This window comes from Burkholderia sp. CCA53 (assembly GCF_001685525.1).
In the GTDB taxonomy this organism is placed as follows: domain Bacteria; phylum Pseudomonadota; class Gammaproteobacteria; order Burkholderiales; family Burkholderiaceae; genus Burkholderia; species Burkholderia multivorans.
In genome coordinates this window covers 3,293,989-3,310,192 of the sequence record NZ_BDDJ01000001.1, presented here as the reverse complement: position 1 = coordinate 3,310,192, position 16,204 = coordinate 3,293,989, and the positions used below count along the sequence as shown (strand labels likewise).

At 68.0% G+C, this 16,204-nt stretch carries 16 protein-coding genes; 5 read left to right on the top strand and 11 right to left on the bottom strand.

The window, feature by feature from the left end; translation table 11 throughout:
- Positions 1–89 precede the first annotated feature (89 nt).
- Positions 90–2,369, bottom strand: a complete 2,280-nt coding sequence (locus BCR55_RS15350; protein WP_065494987.1) for an AsmA family protein — start codon at positions 2,367–2,369, stop codon at positions 90–92.
- Between the two features lie 144 nt (positions 2,370–2,513).
- Between BCR55_RS15350 and BCR55_RS15345 the strand changes: the two genes are divergently transcribed.
- Both BCR55_RS15345 and fetB read left to right on the top strand, forming a co-directional pair.
- Complete coding sequence (locus BCR55_RS15345) at positions 2,514–3,215, top strand: ATP-binding cassette domain-containing protein (RefSeq protein ID WP_065494762.1); 702 nt, start codon at positions 2,514–2,516, stop codon at positions 3,213–3,215.
- A complete protein-coding gene (gene fetB, locus BCR55_RS15340) occupies positions 3,212–4,015 on the top strand; it encodes an iron export ABC transporter permease subunit FetB (RefSeq protein ID WP_006399960.1) in 804 nt (267 codons plus the stop codon). The genes BCR55_RS15345 and fetB overlap by 4 nt, the downstream gene beginning before the upstream one ends.
- Before the next feature lie 15 nt (positions 4,016–4,030).
- On the opposite strand, the gene BCR55_RS15335 is transcribed toward fetB, so the two are convergent.
- From BCR55_RS15335 to BCR55_RS15325, 3 genes are all read right to left on the bottom strand, one after another.
- The gene (locus tag BCR55_RS15335) at positions 4,031–4,507 is read right to left on the bottom strand and encodes a PliI family lysozyme inhibitor of I-type lysozyme (protein ID WP_065494761.1); all 477 of its coding nucleotides are present in this window, start codon (positions 4,505–4,507) and stop codon (positions 4,031–4,033) included.
- Positions 4,508–4,761: 254 nt separating this feature from the next.
- Positions 4,762–5,313, bottom strand: coding sequence for a DUF6013 family protein (locus tag BCR55_RS15330; RefSeq protein ID WP_059785515.1), 552 nt, complete (start codon positions 5,311–5,313; stop codon positions 4,762–4,764).
- A 164-nt stretch (positions 5,314–5,477) separates the two neighbouring features.
- The gene (locus BCR55_RS15325; protein ID WP_065494760.1) at positions 5,478–6,494 is read right to left on the bottom strand and encodes a zinc-binding alcohol dehydrogenase family protein; all 1,017 of its coding nucleotides are present in this window, start codon (positions 6,492–6,494) and stop codon (positions 5,478–5,480) included.
- Positions 6,495–6,612: 118 nt separating this feature from the next.
- On the opposite strand from BCR55_RS15325, the gene BCR55_RS15320 reads away from it, so the two are divergent.
- Together BCR55_RS15320 and serB are read left to right on the top strand one after the other, a co-directional pair.
- Positions 6,613–7,554, top strand: a complete 942-nt coding sequence (locus tag BCR55_RS15320) for a LysR family transcriptional regulator (RefSeq protein ID WP_065494759.1) — start codon at positions 6,613–6,615, stop codon at positions 7,552–7,554.
- A gap of 133 nt (positions 7,555–7,687) precedes the next feature.
- Positions 7,688–8,533, top strand: a complete 846-nt coding sequence (gene serB, locus BCR55_RS15315) for a phosphoserine phosphatase SerB (RefSeq protein WP_065494986.1) — start codon at positions 7,688–7,690, stop codon at positions 8,531–8,533.
- Positions 8,534–8,627: 94 nt separating this feature from the next.
- Here serB and BCR55_RS15310 read toward each other — a convergent pair whose 3' ends face one another.
- The 4 genes from BCR55_RS15310 to rimO form a co-directional block, all read right to left on the bottom strand.
- Entirely contained in the window at positions 8,628–9,809 is a 1,182-nt protein-coding gene (locus BCR55_RS15310) for a cystathionine beta-lyase (protein ID WP_006404729.1), read from the bottom strand.
- Between the two features lie 111 nt (positions 9,810–9,920).
- On the bottom strand, positions 9,921–10,466 hold the full coding sequence (locus tag BCR55_RS15305; RefSeq protein WP_065494985.1) for a hypothetical protein: 546 nt from the start codon (positions 10,464–10,466) through the stop codon (positions 9,921–9,923).
- A 72-nt stretch (positions 10,467–10,538) separates the two neighbouring features.
- The gene (locus BCR55_RS15300) at positions 10,539–11,465 is read right to left on the bottom strand and encodes a sugar kinase (protein WP_006404727.1); all 927 of its coding nucleotides are present in this window, start codon (positions 11,463–11,465) and stop codon (positions 10,539–10,541) included.
- A gap of 3 nt (positions 11,466–11,468) precedes the next feature.
- Positions 11,469–12,830: a 30S ribosomal protein S12 methylthiotransferase RimO gene (gene rimO, locus BCR55_RS15295; RefSeq protein WP_006404726.1), complete on the bottom strand. Its 1,362-nt coding sequence runs from the start codon at positions 12,828–12,830 to the stop codon at positions 11,469–11,471.
- 250 nt (positions 12,831–13,080) lie between these two features.
- On the opposite strand from rimO, the gene BCR55_RS15290 reads away from it, so the two are divergent.
- Entirely contained in the window at positions 13,081–13,332 is a 252-nt protein-coding gene (locus BCR55_RS15290; protein ID WP_006404725.1) for a hypothetical protein, read from the top strand.
- A gap of 120 nt (positions 13,333–13,452) precedes the next feature.
- Here the strand turns inward: BCR55_RS15290 and phaR are convergent, their stop codons facing one another.
- From phaR to BCR55_RS15275, 3 genes are all read right to left on the bottom strand, one after another.
- Positions 13,453–14,019, bottom strand: a complete 567-nt coding sequence (gene phaR / locus BCR55_RS15285; RefSeq protein ID WP_006399948.1) for a polyhydroxyalkanoate synthesis repressor PhaR — start codon at positions 14,017–14,019, stop codon at positions 13,453–13,455.
- Between the two features lie 118 nt (positions 14,020–14,137).
- The gene (locus BCR55_RS15280; protein ID WP_006399947.1) at positions 14,138–14,878 is read right to left on the bottom strand and encodes a 3-ketoacyl-ACP reductase; all 741 of its coding nucleotides are present in this window, start codon (positions 14,876–14,878) and stop codon (positions 14,138–14,140) included.
- Between the two features lie 105 nt (positions 14,879–14,983).
- A complete protein-coding gene (locus tag BCR55_RS15275) occupies positions 14,984–16,165 on the bottom strand; it encodes an acetyl-CoA C-acetyltransferase (RefSeq protein WP_006404724.1) in 1,182 nt (393 codons plus the stop codon).
- Positions 16,166–16,204: the final 39 nt, after the last annotated feature.

Below are 16,204 nucleotides of genomic sequence, written 5' to 3'. Positions count from 1 at the left end.
TTAGCAGGTGTCGAAGAAACTGCAGACGGCACCGTTCCGTCCCCGCCAAGAGCACCGCGCGCGGCGGGCGATGCCGCCCGCCGGCCGCCTCATTTGGACGCCTTCGCTGCCCCCTTCGCCGGCGCCTTCATCTGCGCGAACAATTGCGAGCACGGCACGTCCTTGTTGTTGCTCGGCGCGATCAGCGGAATCAGCGCCGCGAACGGATTGAGGAGCCCGAGGCCGACCATTGCGCCCGCGCGCAGCGCGAGCGCGCCCGCGTCGACGCCGACGTTCGGATTCTTGAACGTCCCCTTCGCATACAGCGGCGAGCGCAGCGAGAAGATCCGGAAGCCCTTCGTGTGCGGATGGATCTTCAGGTCGAGCGATTCGTCGCGCAGGTTGATCCTGCCGTCGACGTTGATCAGCGCGTCGTCGGTATCGAGCGCGAACACCTTCGGATCGAGCATCCCGTCGGTCGCGACGAAATCGATCGCCGCGCAGTTGATCTTCACGTCGCGATTGCCGAACAGCTTTTCGTAGACGACGTTCGCGACGTTCAGCCCGGCCGCCTCCATCAGCAGCCGGCTGATGCGGCCGTCCGTCACGAGCGCCTTCACCTCGCCGGTCGAGGTGGCCGCGAGCGCGGCCGGCGAATTGCCGCGCGCCGACAGCGACGCGTCGCCGTTGATTTCGCCGAGCGCCGACTGCATCACCTGCTGCGTCGGGAACAGCTGCCTGAGCTTCAGATGCCGTGCCGCGACCGTGAAGCGCCCCTTCAGCGGCGTACTGCTGCCGTCGAGGTGCGCGGTGGTCGCCAGCGTGCCGCCCGCGACGCCGAACTGCAGCGGCTGCAGCGACAGCACGCCGTCGGTCAGCACGATATGCGTATAGAGATTCGTGATCGGCAGCTTCGCGCTCTTGATCAGCTTGCGGCCGGTGAACTTCACGTCGGCGTCGAGCGCGCGCCAGCGATCGGTGCGGAACGTCTCGACCGGCAGCACGCGTCCCGGCGGCTGGCGCGTCGTATCGCCGCGCTGCGCCTTGCTCGCGGCCGTATCGGCGCCGATCACCGGCGCGAGATCGGAGAACTGCAGCAGGTTCGACACGAGCTCGCCGGACAGCTTCGGACGCGGGTCGCGCTGCGCGTACGTGAGCGTGCCGCCGAGATCGCTGCCGCCGACGCGGCCGTTGAAGTGTTCGTAGCGGAACGTGCTCGCGTTGCGCTTGAAGTTGCCGATCAGCCGCCCTTCGGTCGCATACGGCGGCGTGTCGGGCAGCGTGATGCCGGTGAGCGGATACAGATGCGACATCGACGTGCCCTGCAGCCACAGCCGCAGGTCGAGCGCCGCGAGATGCATCGGATCGGTCAGCGTGCCGACGATCGCGAGCCGCGTGTCGCCGGCCTTCACGTCGGCCTGCAGCGGAAACGGCCGCGTCGCGTCCTGCACCGCGAGCACGCCGCCGATCTTGCCGGTGCCGCTGATCGGCACGTTCCTGTAGCGGCCGTCGACCTTCAGCCCGAGCGCGTAAGTCGGGCCGGTCGGCCGCGCAGGTGCGGTCGCACCGCTCGCGCCGGACGCGGGCGCCGTGGCGGACGTACCCGATGCCGAAGCCGCCGAGGCCGCCGACGTTGAAGATGCAACCGTCGCCGACGCACCGCTCGCGGCTTCCGGCGCGGACGCCGCAGACGCCTCGGACGCGACCTGCGCATCGGCTCGTGCGCCGAGCTGCGCGGCGCCGCGCTTGCCGACGCGCTGCGCGGACGCCGCGCGCGACGTGCGCTCCTGCTCCTTGAGCACGTCGCCGAGCGGAATCGGCTGGCCGAGCGTATCGATCGCGATCGTCAGATCGGCCTTCGTGATCGCGTCGCGATACGTGACGGTGCCCTTCGCGAATCCGAAGTTGTCGAGCCGCACGTCCCAACGCGACGGCTGCGACGATTGCTTGAACTGAAAAGTCCAGGTGTTGCGGCCATCCGCGAGCCGTTCGAGATCGATCGCGGGATTGACGACGTCGATCGACGGAATGACGATCCGGTGGGCGAGCAGCGGCAGGAGCGCAAGATCGAAATGCGCGGCGTCGAGCGTCGCGAATCGCGGCGACTTGGCCCAGTCCGGGTTGCCGATCTCGATCTGCGTCGCAGAGAAGCTCGGCCACGGCACCCACGCGCGCCAGCCGGTTTCGCCGTCGGGCCGACGCCAGTCGACCTTGATGTCGCCGTTGATCGCGAACGGGCGGCCGAGCGCGTCGCTGACGTGCTCGTTGATCCACGGCTTCGCGCGGTTCCAGTCGAAGGTGACGATGAAGACGACGGTGGCCGCGATCAAGATCGCGACGATGCCGACGATCCATGCAGCCGTCTTTCCGATGACTCGGGTAAGCGTCATGGCTGTTCCGTTGTTGTTCTGCGCAGGCGTCGCGCCGTGCCGCACCGCGAACGGCGCGCGCACCCGCGCGGAATTTGCAATAGGTATTATGGCGCACGCCGTCGCACGACCTCGGCGCCATTAACGCTTTTTTTCATTTACGACATGACCGCCCCCACCGGCCTCATCGACGCGCACCAGATCACACGTCGCGACGCAGCCTCCGGCAAGACGCTGCTCGAGCCGACCGACTTCAGTCTCGCCGCCGGCGCGAGAATGGCCCTCACCGGCCCGTCGGGCTCGGGCAAGAGCGTGCTGCTGCGCGCGCTCGCGCTGCTCGACCCGCTCGATGGCGGCCAGATCCTGTGGCGCGGCGCGCGCATCCGGCGCAGCGCGATTCCGCGCTATCGGCGCAGCGTCGCGTACGTGCGCCAGCGGCCCGCGCCGATGGACGGCACCGTCGAATCGCAACTGCGCTATCCGTATTCGCTCGCGATCTACCACGACGTCGCGTTCGATCGCGCACGCGTGCAAGCGCTGGCCGCGCGTGCGGGCCGCGGCGCCGACTTCCTCGCGAAGCGCGCGAGCGAGCTGTCGGGCGGCGAAGCGCAGATCGCGGCATTGCTGCGCGTGCTGCAGCTCGACCCCGACGTGCTGCTGCTCGACGAACCGACCTCCGCGCTCGACCCGGACTCGACGCGCGCGATCGAGGCGCTGGTCGGCGCATGGTTCGACGCCGCGCCCGATGCGCGCGCCTACCTGTGGATCTCGCACGATCCGGCGCAGGCAGCGCGGATCGCGACCGCGCAACTGCGCATGCAGGCCGGCGTGCTGCGCGCCGCCGACGCACCGGAGGCCGCGCAATGAGCCCCGCCCTGCAGGATCTGAGCCTCGTCGACGTCGGCATCGCGGCGGCGCTCGTCGCCGTGAACGGCGCGATTTCGGCGGCGCTGTCGCTCGGCCTCGGCCGCAAGCTGGCGCTCGCCGCCGTGCGCACCGTCGTGCAACTGCTCGCGATCGGCTACGTGCTCGGCTGGGTATTCGGCCATCCGCACTGGTACGTCGTGCTGCCGCTCACCGCGCTGATGACCGCCGTGGCCGGATTCGCAGGCGCCGGGCGCAGCAAGCGCACGTACCGCGGGCAGCGCATCGACAGCATCGCGTCGATCTGGTTCAGCAGCTGGCTCGTCGCGGCGATCGGGCTGTTCGTCGTGATTCGCGTGCATCCGTGGTACGCGCCGCAATATACGGTCCCGATACTCGGGATGATCCTCGGCAACACGCTGACGGGCGTCGCACTCGGCGTCGAGCGGATGATGGAGGAGCTGACGGCGCGCCGCGATCGCGTCGAAACGGCGCTCGCGCTCGGCGCGACGCGCTGGGAAGCCGCGCAGGACGCCGCGCGTCAGGCCGTGCGCGCGGGGATGCTGCCGACGCTGAACCAGATGGCCGTGGTCGGCGTCGTGAGCCTGCCGGGCATGATGACGGGCCAGGTGCTCGCCGGCCAGTCGCCGCTGCAGGCGGTGCGCTATCAGATCGTGATCATGTTCCTGATCGCGGCGGCGTCCGCGCTCGGTACCGTCGGCGCCGTGCTGCTCACGTATCGCCGGCTGTTCTCGGCCGATCACCGCTTTCTCGCGTCGCGGCTCGAAGAGCGCACGTCGTAAGCACGTCGGCTGCGCTCAGTGCGTGCCGCGACGTGCGCCGAGCGCGCGACGCAGCGCCGCCGCGACATCGGCATCGGGCGCGAGCCCGTCGACCGACGCGACGAGCGTCACGGCCCGCGTCGTCGTCAGATAGGCCTGGGCGCCGACGTAGCCGCCGCTGCCGGCCGAACGCGTCGTCACGATCAGCGCATGCGGCGCACGCGCGCCCAGATCGGCGACGAACGCATCGGTGACGGTGCCGTCGCGCGCATGCAGCGCGCCGGTCACGTAGTCGTCGGTATCGAAGCCGGGCGCCGTGTTCGCGGTCGAATAGACGCGCACCGCATAGCTGCCGGTCGAGCACGGCTCGAGCGCGCCGCTCGACACGACGATCGTCTGCTGCCGCGCCGGCAGCGCGACTTTCTTCACGAAGCTGCAGTCGTCGGCGGCCTGCGCATGATGGGCCGCGAAGAACGCTACGACCGACAGCAGCACACGCATTCGATGTTTCATCGGACGGTCGTTGGCAGAGAGGGACGATGCCGGCGAGCATAGCGCGACATCGGCATCGCGTCACGCGGCGCGCGAACCATGGAGCGCCGCAGCGGATCGACGCAGCGCGAAACGGCGTGAAGCGAAGCCGCAGCGAGCGGGCGTGGCGCTGGTATCGATGGCCTTCGGCTGCAGATACGGCCTGGCGCCACCCGTACGAACGCGGGCCGCCCACTCGTTGCGCGCGCACCGGACGATGCCGGCCGCGCGCCGGCTCAGCGCTTGATCGACACGGTCACTTTCGTGCCGTCGTTCATCGTGATGGATTTCGAGCCGCCGTTCGTCGAAAGCGACACCCACTTCACCTGGCTCACCGCGACGACGTCCGGGCATTGCAGCGACTTGCCGCCGGCCGTCACGCTGCGCGTGCCCTTCGGCGCGGCCGCCTGAAAGCTCATCTGTACGTTGGCGATGCCCTTCGCGTCGACCGACGGCGCGAGCCGCACCTGCGTCTGCCGCACCATCGCGCCGTTCGCGTCGCGCGGCAGGTTCTGCGCGTTCGGACAGCCGTCCGGCATCGCGACCGCGCCGCTCGGCGGCACCGACTTCCAGTTGAAGTCGTCGGTCTCGCCCGAGCGGATCTTGCGCGTCTCCTGCATGCTGCCGAAGGTCTTCGAGTCGACCTTCACCGTGTATTCGAGCTGCCCCGTGCCGCCGCCCTTCAGGCTGCCCTTGACGGGCGGGGCCGCGACCGCGCTCGCGCTCACGCACACCGCCGCGATGGCGACGGACCACGCTGCGGCGACCGACAAGCTGCGTTGGCTCATGCTGACCTCCTTGTCTTGCGACGGCACGCGCGTGCCGTGCGGTTTTCGATGCGTGCATGATGCGCTGCCAGTCTACCGCCAAGCGCGGCGCGATGCGTTGCGAACGCATCGGGTGTTACCCCGCTTGCGCTCGCGGCATCGCACCGCTTAGGGACGCTGTGTACTCAGAAGCCGCTCAGCACGAGCTTGCCGATCGCGCGGCCGCCTTCGAGCAGTTGATGCGCGCGCCGCACGTTGGCCGCATTGATCGTGCCGAGATGCTCGCCGACCGTCGTGCGCAGCGTGCCGTCGTCGATGAGCCGTGCGACTTCGCTGAGAATGCGGTGCTGCTCGATCATGTCGGGCGTCTCGAACATCGCGCGCGTGAACATGAACTCCCAGTGAAACGCCGCGCTCTTCGCCTTGAGCAGCTCGACCGGCACCGGCTTCGCGTTCTCGACGATCGTGCAGATGCCGCCTTGCGGCCGAATGACTTCGGCAGCCGCCGGGAAATGGTGGTCCGTGTCGTTGAAGATCAGCACGTAGTCGACATTCGCGTGTCCCGCGTCGCGCAGCTGCGCCGGCAGATCGCCGAAATGGTCGACGACTTCGTCGGCGCCGAGCGAGCGCACCCATTCGGACGACGCAGGCCGCGACGCGGTCGCGATCACGTGCAGCTTGCCGAGCGTCTTCGCGAGCTGGATCGCGATCGAACCGACGCCGCCCGCGCCGCCGATGATCAGCACCGTCTTGCCGGCGTCGGCGCCCTGCGGCGACACGTTGAGCCGGTCGAACAGCGCTTCCCAGGCGGTCAACGCCGTCAGCGGCAGCGCGGCCGACGCCGCGAAGTCGAGCGTGCGCGGCTTCAGTGCGACGATCCGCTCGTCGACTGCGTGGAACTCGCTGTTCGCACCGGGCCGCGTGATGCTGCCGGCATAGAACACCTCGTCGCCCGGCTTGAGCAGCGTCACGTCGGCACCGACCGCGACGACCGTCCCGGCCGCGTCCCAGCCGAGCACGCGCGGCGTCTCCTCGACCTGCGGCTTCGGTGCACGCACCTTCGTATCGACGGGGTTCACGGAAATCGCTTCGATCTTCACGAGCACGTCGCGCGCACCGGGCACGGGCTGCGGCAGTTCCACGTCGAGCAACGCCTGCGGGTCGTCGATCGGCAAATAACGGGTCAGTCCAACGGCTTTCATGTCGACACTCCTTGTCAGCAGCGGGCCGCGGCGCGGCCCCATGAACGTCATCGTAGGCCGCGCGATCCTTAGAAAAAACCGCTATATTTCCTGAAACATTTTCAGGAATTTCCGAACAATGAATGCCGACCCGATTCCCGCGCCCGACAAGCCGCTCGATCTGCTCGACGTCGGGCTGTTCGTGCGCGCCGCACTGCTCGCAAACGTGACGGCGGCCGGGCGCGAATTCGGCGTGTCGGCCGCGGTCGCGAGCGCGCGCATCGCGCAGCTCGAACGCCAGCTCGGCGCGCGGCTGCTGCACCGCACCACGCGCCGGATCAGCCTGACGCAGGACGGCGAAATCTTCATGGCGCGCGCCGAAGCGCTGCTCTCGGCTGCCGACGCCGCGCGCGCATCGGTCGGCCGCGGCCGCACCGAGCCTTACGGGCGGCTGAAGGTGTCGATGTCGTCGTCGTTCGGCCGCCAGCATGTGGCGCCGGTGATCCCGGCGTTCCTGCGCCGCTATCCGTCGGTATCGCTCGACCTGCGGCTGTCCGATGAAATCGTCGATCTGGTCGACGAAGGCTACGACGTCGCGATCCGTCTCGGCGCACTGAAGGACTCGACGCTCGTCGCGCGCAAGCTCGCGACCAACCGCCGCGTGCTGTGCTGCTCGCCCGCCTATCTCGCCGAGCGCGGCACGCCGCGCCATCCGGCCGATCTCGCGCAGCACGAGTGCGTGATCCTCGGCGACCAGCGCGACTGGTCGTTCGCGACGCCGCAGGGGCCGCTCACGGTGCGCGTCGGCGGCCGGCTCGTCGCGAGTAACGGCGAGGCGATCCGCGAAGCGCTGGTCGACGGCTTCGGGATCGCGATCAAGTCGACCTGGGACGTCGGCCCGCTGCTCGCGAGCGGCGCGCTCGTCACCGTGCTCGACGACTATCCGTTCGCCGAGGACATCGCCGTCTGGGCCGTCTATCCGAGTCGTGCGCACGTGCCGCTGAAGACGCTCGCGTTCATCGCGTTCCTCGCCGAGCATTTCGGCGATCCGCCGTACTGGGACCGCATCGACGCCCGCTAGCCGCCGCGTGCGGCCGACCGGCTACAATGTCGCGTTCGCGACGCGCCGGCCCGGCAGCCGACCGGAGCGCGCGTCCGCAGGCGGCCGCATGCCGGCCGCGCACGCGTTTGATTCGCTTCCCAACCATCCCGTCATGAGCCAGAACCTCGTCATCCAGAGCGTCGCGCCGCTGTCGAACGCGCACCACAAACCGCTGCTCGCGCTGTCGCGCGGCACCCGCATCGTCCAGACCGACGATTGCGCGCTGCGCGTCGAAGGCGCCGATCCCGCACAGCGCGGCGACCTTGCCGTGTACTGCGGCACGCACGCGCTCGACTTCGCGTTCGTCGATGCAGGCCGCACGCTGCGCGACTTCGGCCTCGTCGTGATGGACATGGATTCGACGCTGATCACGATCGAATGCATCGACGAGATCGCCGATTTCTGCGGGCTGAAGGACCAGGTCGCGGCAATCACGGAAGCGTCGATGCGCGGCGAGATCCGCGACTTCAACGAAAGCCTCACGCGGCGCGTCGCGCTGCTCGCGGGGCTCGACGCGCACTCGCTGGAACGTGTCTACGAAGAACGGCTGCAACTGTCGCCGGGCGCCGAGACGATGCTCGCCGGCGTGAAGGCAGCCGGCCTGAAGACGCTGCTCGTATCGGGCGGCTTCACGTTCTTCACCGAACGGCTGAAGGCGCGGCTCGGTCTCGATTACACGCATGCGAACACGCTGGAGATCGTCGACGGCAAGCTGACCGGCAAGGTGCTCGGCGAAATCGTCAACGCGGACGTGAAGGCGCGCATGCTGCGCGACACCTGCGCGTCGCTCGGCATCGCGCCGAGCCGCGCGATCGCGATGGGCGACGGCTCGAACGATCTGAAGATGATGGCGGAGGCCGGGCTGTCGGTCGCGTTCCACGCGAAGCCGGTCGTGCGCGACGCGGCGACGGTCGCGTTCGATCACGTCGGCCTTGACGGGCTGCTGCGGCTGCTCTGACGCGCAACGCCGCGCACACTAGACACTAGAAACGACAACGCCGGCGCGAATCGCTTCGCGCCGGCGTTTCTTTTTGCAGCGTTCTGCGCGGGGCTCAGCCGAGCGCCGCGTGCAGCGCGCGTTCGATGTCCGCGCGCAGGTCGGCTTCATCTTCGAGACCGATGTAGAAGCGCACCAGCGTGCCGCGATGCGGCCACTCGGGCCGCATCGACGCGACGTCGTACGGCACCGCGAGGCTGCATGCGCCGCCCCAGCTCCAGCCGATCGCGAACAACGCGAGCGACTCGACGAAACGATCGACCTGCGCGGCGCTGTACCGTTCGTCGAACACCACCGAGAACAGCCCGCCCGCGCCCGTGAAGTCGCGAACGAACGACTCGTGGCCGGGACAGTCGGGCAGTTGCGGATGCAGCACGGTAGCGATCTCGGGCCGCGTCTTCAGCCACTTCGCGAGCGACAGCGCGCTCTTGCTGTGCGCGTCGAAGCGCAGCTGCATGCTCGGCAAGCTGCGCAGCACGAGCGAGCAGTCGTCGACCGACACGCCGACGCCGCAGCGCATGCGTGCGAGCTTCAGCTGCGCATGCAGTTCGGCGTTCGCGGTGATCGTCGCGCCCATCAGCAGATCGCTGCCGCCGGACTGATACTTGGTCAGCGCCTGCACCGAGATGTCGACGCCGTGCTCGAACGGCTTGAACGCGAGGCCCGCCGAATACGTGTTGTCGATCGCGGTGACGACGCCGCGCGCACGGGCGGCCGCCGTGATCGCGCCCACATCGGGCACTTCCATCGTCACCGAGCCGGGCGCCTCGAGCCAGATCAGCCGCGTGTTGGGCTGGATCAGCTCGGCGATGCCGGCACCGATCAGCGGGTCGTAGAAGCGCGCGGAAATGCCGAAGTCCTTCGCGAGCCAGTTGCCGAAATCGGCGTTCGGGCCGTACACGTTGTGCGGAATCAGCACGTCGTCGCCCGCTTTCACGACGGCGAAATACACGTTCATGATCGCCGCGAGCCCCGACGGCTGCAGCAGCGCGTGCGTGCCGCCCTCGATCTCGGCGAGCCGCTGCGCGAGCGCGAGCGACGTCGGCGTCGCATGCAGCCCGTAGCGCCACTGGCCGTCCTTGCGCCAGTCGAGCTGGCGCATCGTCGCGAGATCGGGAAACACGACCGTCGACGCGCGCGCGACCGGCGGCACGAACGAGCGGAAGCCTTCCGGAATGACGTCGTCGGGTTGAACGATACGGGTCTGCAGTGCGCGCTTCGAGGTGGATTCAGTCATGACAAGGAAGCCGGACAGGCGGCCTACGGTTGCGGATATGTCGCTAGGTTAGTCAAAACCGCCGCGTTTGGCCCGGTACAATGCGCGGCGCGCCAACCGAGCCAGCGCACGTCAGTCGTCGCTGCGCAGCATGACCACGTTGCCGACCGTTTCGATCTCCTGCGCGCGGCCGTCGCGCACCTGCAATGCCGCGCGCTTGCCGGGCGCCGCGCGCAGCACGACCGGCTGTGGATCGGATTCGTCCGCGTTCATCCGGTCGGCCTTCAGGCCGCCCGCCGCGTCGAACCGACCGATCCAGACGCCGGTGATGTTCGTGCCGTCGTTCGATTCCTCGACTTCGAGCGTGTCGCCGTCGCGGTCGCCGGCCAGCAGAATGACTTCGCCGGTGTCCGCGAACTGGTATTCGCCGTGCACGCCCTCCTCGTCCGTCTTCGGCCCCAGATGCACGACAATCGGCCGTCCGCCGAGCGTCCCTTCGTAGCGCGGCAGCCGCGCGAACTCGGGATTCGGCCGCAGCGGCCGCGCGGGTGCCGTGTCGTCCTGCTGCCGGGCGTCCGGCGTCAGCGGCTGCGCGATCGACGCGCCCGGCATCGCGAAACAGGCCGCCAGCGCCCCCGCGACGACGAGCGCCCGGTGCGATTTCGAATGTCGACCCACGTTGTGTTGCTCCTTGCTCCAGTCCTTGCTTCCCATGCGCGCGAGCGCCGCGGCGGCACGCGGCATCGCGCGTCAGCCCTGCATCAGCCGTTCGACCGCGTCGCGGTGCGGAATCGGCGCGACCGCGCCGTAGCCCGTCGTCGACAGCGCGGCGGCCGCGTTCGCATAGCGTGCGGCGGCAAACGGATCGTCGCCGGCGACGATCCGCGCGACGAATGCGCCGCCGAAGCAGTCGCCCGCACCGGTCGCATCGACGGCCTCGACCGCGAAACCCGGCACCACGCGCCGCTCGTGCGGCGTCGCGACGTAGGCGCCTTCCTTGCCAAGCTTCAGCGCGACGATCTGCGGCCCGTGTTCGAGCATCGCGTCGACGATCGCGTCGCGATCGTTCGCGCCGGTCAGCGCCGTCACGTCGTCCCAGCTCGGCAGACAGATATCGGTGTGGCGCAACGCCTCGCGCATCACCGCACGCGCGCGCGGCAGCGGCCACAGCTTCAGACGCAGATTCGTGTCGAAGCTGATCTTCGCGCGATGCGCGCGCGCATGATCGATCGCCGCGAACGCGGCATCGCACGCGCTCGTGCTGATGGCAAGACTAATGCCCGACAGATGCACGGCCTTCGCGGCCGCCAGCGCATCGAGCGGCAGGTCGGCCGGCGCGTAGCGGCTCGCGGCCGAACCGGCGCGCAGATAATCGAACCGATGGCCGTCCGCACCGTGCGTGACGAAATACACGCCCGTCGGTGCGCCAGGGTCGATGCGCACGAAGCGCGTGTCGACGCCTTCGGTGCGCCATAGTTCGCCGAGCAGCCGGCCGAACGGATCGTCGCCGACGGCCGACACGAAGCCCGCCGACGCGCCCTGGCGCGCGGCCGCGACGCAGAAATTCGACGTGTCGCCGCCGAAGCCCTGCAGGAACTCGGCACGGCCGGGCTGCGCCTGGTTGAACTCGATCATCGCCTCGCCAAGCGCGAGGATCTCCGGAAACGCGGCGCTCATCGCTTACACCTCGCCCCACAGGTCGTGGCCGTCCGCACCGGTGATCTTCACCGACACGAAATCGCCGACCTTGTAGCGCTTCGATGCCTTGGTCGCCGGCTCGACATAGACGACGCCGTCGATCTCCGGCGCATCGGCCGCCGTGCGTCCGATACCGCCTTCGTCGCTGACTTCGTCGATCAGCACCTTGAGCGTCTTGCCGACCTTGCGCGCGATGCGCTGGGCCGACACTTCCTCGGCGACTTCCATGAAGCGCGCGCGACGTTCCTCGCGGACGTCGTCCGGCAGCGCGCCGTCGAGTTCGTTCGCGCTCGCGCCTTCGACCGGCGAATACGCAAAGCAGCCGACGCGATCGAGTTCCGCCTCGCGGATGAAGTCGAGCAGCGTTTCGAACTGTTCTTCCGTCTCGCCCGGAAAGCCCGCGATGAACGTGCTGCGGATCGTCAGATCGGGGCAGATCTCGCGCCACTTCTGCACGCGTTCGAGCACCTTCTCGGCGTTCGCCGGACGCTTCATCCGCTTCAGCACTTCCGGATGCGCGTGCTGGAACGGCACGTCGAGATACGGCAGCACATGGCCCTTGAACGGACCCTCGGCCATCAGCGGAATCACTTCGTCGACGCTCGGATACGGATACACGTAATGCAGACGCACCCACGCGCCGTACTGCGCGGCGAGTTCGCCGAGCGCGGCGACGAGATCGGTCATGCGCGTCTTGATCGGCTTGCCGTTCCAGAAGCCCGTCCGGTATTTGACGTCGACGCCGTACGCGCTCGTGTCCTGCGAGATCACGAGCAGTTCCTTCACGCCCGACTTGAACAGGTTTTCCGCCTCGAGCATCACTTCGGCGACGGGACGCGACACCAGATCGCCGCGCATCGACGGGATGATGCAGAACGTGCAGCGGTGGTTGCAGCCTTCGGAAATCTTCAGGTACGCATAGTGGCGCGGCGTGAGCTTGATGCCGGCCGGCGGCACGAGATCGACGAACGGATCGTGCGGCTTCGGCAGGTGCGAGTGCACGGCCTGCATCACTTCGCCCACCGCATGCGGGCCCGTGACGGCGAGCACCTTCGGGTGCACTTCCTCGATCAGGCCCGAGCCGCTCGCGCTCTTCTTCGCGCCGAGACAGCCGGTCACGATCACCTTGCCGTTCTCGGTCAGCGCTTCGCCGATCGCGTCGAGGCTTTCCTGCACCGCTTCGTCGATGAAGCCGCACGTGTTGACGACGACGAGGTCGGCGCCGTCGTAGGTGCCGGAGATTTCATAGCCTTCGGCGCGCAGCTGGGTGATGATCTGTTCGGAGTCGACGAGCGCTTTCGGGCAGCCGAGGGAAACGAAGCCGACTTTGGGGGATTGAGACATCTGGAGTGTGGGGGCGTGGCAGCAAAACCGTGAGTTTACAGCCATTTAGGTCCGCCGAGCCAAAACCGGCCGCGAATGCGTGCAGCGATGCGGCCCTTTCGGCGACGGACGCTGCCGCGCCGGAGCGGCCCGGCGCCGGGCCCTGCCCGTGCACCGCGCGAATTGGCGAACCGAACGGCCCGACCGCACTGCGCCGCTATGCGAAAATCGAGGCCTTCATCCCTACAACGCAACAGCGACGGAATCCCGCATGACGACCCACATCACGATCGAGTTCACCGACCAGGCCGCGGAAGCCATCGGCGAGCAAACCAGCACGAGCTTTTCGTACGATCAGAGCGCGCACCTGCCGCAGCCGGGCGATTTCGTCGAGCTCGAGCATGCGCCGCAGACGTTTCTCGTGATCGGCCGCGTGTTCTCGCTGAAGGCGAACTTCAGCGCGGTCAAGCTGGTGCTCGACCTGCCGCCGGGCGACGATCAGGGCCTCGATCCGGCGTACTGAAAACGCGGCCGCCAACAACGGCATGCCGCGGCGCCGACGCTGCACGCGTGCCGCACGTCGCGGCGCCGGCTGTTCGGCGGCGCTCGCCGCCGCGGCTAGCCGGCCAGCCTCGAACGCGCGTTACTTCTTCTCGGGCTCCGATGCGCCCGGCTGCTTGAACGGGAACGTCGCGAACATCGACTTCGCCTGGTTCTGCATCTGCTCCTGCATCTGCACGAACATGTTCTTCGACTGCTCGATGTAGCTGGTCATCATCCCCTGCATCATCGGCGCCTGCATGTTCATGAACTGCGACCAGATCTCGGGATTCATCGCGTTGTTTTCGTACAGGTTCTTCGACTGATCCGCGAGCTTGTGCTGGATGTCGATGAACGCCTGGATGTTCTTTTCCAGGTACGTGCCCATCATGCCCTGCATCGCGTGTCCGTAGAAACGGATGATCTGCGACAGCATCGACGACGAGAACATCGGTACGCCGCCGCTTTCCTCCTCGAGGATGATCTGCAGCAGGATGCTGCGCGTCAGGTCTTCGTTCGACTTCGCATCGACGACCTTGAAATCCTCCTGGTCCAGCACGAGTTGCTTCACGTCGGTAAGCGTGATGTACGTGCTCGTCTCGGTATCGTAAAGCCGGCGGTTCGGATATTTCTTGATGAGCCGCTCGGCCGTCTTCTTTGTAGTAGTCATGTAACGCCTTTGAGTGCAGCGTAGCGCAAGTGACGAATCCCCGCCGCCCGGAACCGGGTGGCGGGGCGCTTCGGAAAGCCCGGGGCCGCGCGCTGTTCGATCCGCGCAGCCCGCGGGTTCAGCCCATGTGCAGGCCGCCGTTCAGCGAGAAGTCGGCGCCCGTCGCGAAGCCGGAATCGTTCGACGCGAGCCACGCGACGATCGAGCCGATTTCCTCCGGCGTGCCGAGACGGCGCACCGGAATCGTCGCCACGATCTTCTCGAGCACGTCGGGGCGGATCGCCTTCACCATGTCGGTGCCGATATAACCGGGCGACACGGTGTTGACGGTCACGCCCTTCGTCGCGACTTCCTGCGCGAGCGCCATCGTGAAGCCGTGAATGCCGGCCTTTGCGGTCGAGTAGTTGGTCTGGCCGAATTGCCCCTTCTGGCCGTTCACCGACGAAATGTTGATGATGCGGCCCCAGCCACGCTCGACCATCCCGTCGATCACCTGTTTCGTCACGTTGAACAGGCTCGTCAGGTTGGTATCGATGACGGCAGTCCAGTCTTCGTGCGTCATCTTGCGGAACACGACGTCGCGCGTAATGCCCGCATTGTTCACCAGCACGTCGATTTCGCCGACTTCGGCCTTGACCTTGTCGAATGCCGCCTTCGTGGAGTCCCAGTCGCCGACGTTGCCTTCCGACGCGATGAAGTCGAACCCGAGCGCCTTCTGCTCCTCGAGCCACTTCACGCGGCGCGGCGAGTTCGGGCCGCAGCCTGCGACCACCTTGAAGCCGTCTTTCGACAGACGCTGGCAGATGCTGGTGCCGATGCCGCCCATCCCGCCCGTTACGTACGCAATTCGCTGAGACATAAATCTCACTCCATTTTTGGGTTTCGAGAGCCGCCGAAGCGCCCTCCGACTTCACACGGCGCCGCCCGCTGCTGGGCCGGCCGGCGCCGGGATACGGTTCGCCCGTTACGGACGTTCGACCGCCAGCGCGACGCCCATCCCGCCGCCGATGCACAGCGACGCGAGCCCGCGCTTCGCATCGCGCTTGACCATCTCGTGCAGCAGCGTCACCAGGATCCGGCAGCCCGACGCGCCGATCGGGTGACCGATCGCGATCGCCCCGCCGTTCACGTTCACCTTCGACGTGTCCCAGCCCATCTGCTTGTGCACGGCCAGCGCCTGCGCCGCAAACGCCTCGTTGATCTCCATCAGATCCAGATCGCCCGGCGTCCAGCCCGCGCGCTCCAGGCATCGGCGCGATGCCGGCACCGGGCCCATCCCCATCACGCTCGGATCCACACCGGCGTTCGCATACGCCTTGATCCGCGCGAGCGGCGTCAGGCCCAGCGCCTGGGCCTTCTGCGCCGACATCACGAGCACCGCCGCCGCGCCGTCGTTGATGCCCGACGCGTTGGCCGCCGTCACCGTGCCGTCCTTCGCGAACGCCGGCTTCAGCCCCGCGAGCGACTCCGCCGTCACGCCGTGACGCACGAACTCGTCGGTCGCGAACTGCAGCGGCTCGCCCTTGCGCTGCGGAATCGACACCGGCACGATCTCGTCATTGAAGCGCCCCGCCTTCTGCGCCGCTTCGGCCTTGTTCTGCGACAGCGCCGCGAACGCATCCTGCTCTTCGCGCGTAATGCCGTATTCCTTCGCGACGTTCTCCGCCGTGATGCCCATGTGGTACTGGTTGTACACGTCCCACAGGCCGTCGACGATCATCGTGTCGACCAGCTTCGCGTCGCCCATCCGGAACCCGTCGCGCGAGCCCGGCAGCACGTGCGGCGCCGCGCTCATGTTCTCCTGCCCGCCCGCCACGACGATCTCCGCGTCGCCCGCGACGATCGCGTTCGCGGCCAGCATCACGGCCTTCAGCCCCGAGCCGCACACCTTGTTGATCGTCATCCCCGGCACCGCGCTCGGCAGTCCGGCCTTGATCAGCGACTGGCGCGCCGGGTTCTGGCCCGAACCCGCCGTCAGCACCTGTCCCATGATCACTTCGCTGACCTGCTCCGGCTTCACGCCCGCGCGCTCCAGCACCGCGCGGATCACCGTCGCGCCCAGTTCGGGCGCCGCCACCTTCGCCAGCGAGCCGCCGAATTTGCCGACCGCGGTCCGCGCGGCCGATACGATCACTACGTCCGTCATTTTCCATTCCTCCGAGCCCGCGCGACACGGCGCGTCGCT

Excerpts from the sequence above, each read along its gene's own strand:
- BCR55_RS15350 (WP_065494987.1), bottom strand. The coding sequence starts at position 2,369 with ATGACGCTTACCCGAGTCATCGGAAAGACGGCTGCATGGATCGTCGGC.
- BCR55_RS15345 (WP_065494762.1), top strand. The coding sequence starts at position 2,514 with ATGACCGCCCCCACCGGCCTCATCGACGCGCACCAGATCACACGTCGC.
- fetB (WP_006399960.1), top strand. The coding sequence starts at position 3,212 with ATGAGCCCCGCCCTGCAGGATCTGAGCCTCGTCGACGTCGGCATCGCG.
- BCR55_RS15335 (WP_065494761.1), bottom strand. The coding sequence starts at position 4,507 with ATGAAACATCGAATGCGTGTGCTGCTGTCGGTCGTAGCGTTCTTCGCG.
- BCR55_RS15330 (WP_059785515.1), bottom strand. The coding sequence starts at position 5,313 with ATGAGCCAACGCAGCTTGTCGGTCGCCGCAGCGTGGTCCGTCGCCATC.
- BCR55_RS15325 (WP_065494760.1), bottom strand. The coding sequence starts at position 6,494 with ATGAAAGCCGTTGGACTGACCCGTTATTTGCCGATCGACGACCCGCAG.
- BCR55_RS15320 (WP_065494759.1), top strand. The coding sequence starts at position 6,613 with ATGAATGCCGACCCGATTCCCGCGCCCGACAAGCCGCTCGATCTGCTC.
- serB (WP_065494986.1), top strand. The coding sequence starts at position 7,688 with ATGAGCCAGAACCTCGTCATCCAGAGCGTCGCGCCGCTGTCGAACGCG.
- BCR55_RS15310 (WP_006404729.1), bottom strand. The coding sequence starts at position 9,809 with ATGACTGAATCCACCTCGAAGCGCGCACTGCAGACCCGTATCGTTCAA.
- BCR55_RS15300 (WP_006404727.1), bottom strand. The coding sequence starts at position 11,465 with ATGAGCGCCGCGTTTCCGGAGATCCTCGCGCTTGGCGAGGCGATGATC.
- rimO (WP_006404726.1), bottom strand. The coding sequence starts at position 12,830 with ATGTCTCAATCCCCCAAAGTCGGCTTCGTTTCCCTCGGCTGCCCGAAA.
- BCR55_RS15290 (WP_006404725.1), top strand. The coding sequence starts at position 13,081 with ATGACGACCCACATCACGATCGAGTTCACCGACCAGGCCGCGGAAGCC.
- phaR (WP_006399948.1), bottom strand. The coding sequence starts at position 14,019 with ATGACTACTACAAAGAAGACGGCCGAGCGGCTCATCAAGAAATATCCG.
- BCR55_RS15280 (WP_006399947.1), bottom strand. The coding sequence starts at position 14,878 with ATGTCTCAGCGAATTGCGTACGTAACGGGCGGGATGGGCGGCATCGGC.
- BCR55_RS15275 (WP_006404724.1), bottom strand. The coding sequence starts at position 16,165 with ATGACGGACGTAGTGATCGTATCGGCCGCGCGGACCGCGGTCGGCAAA.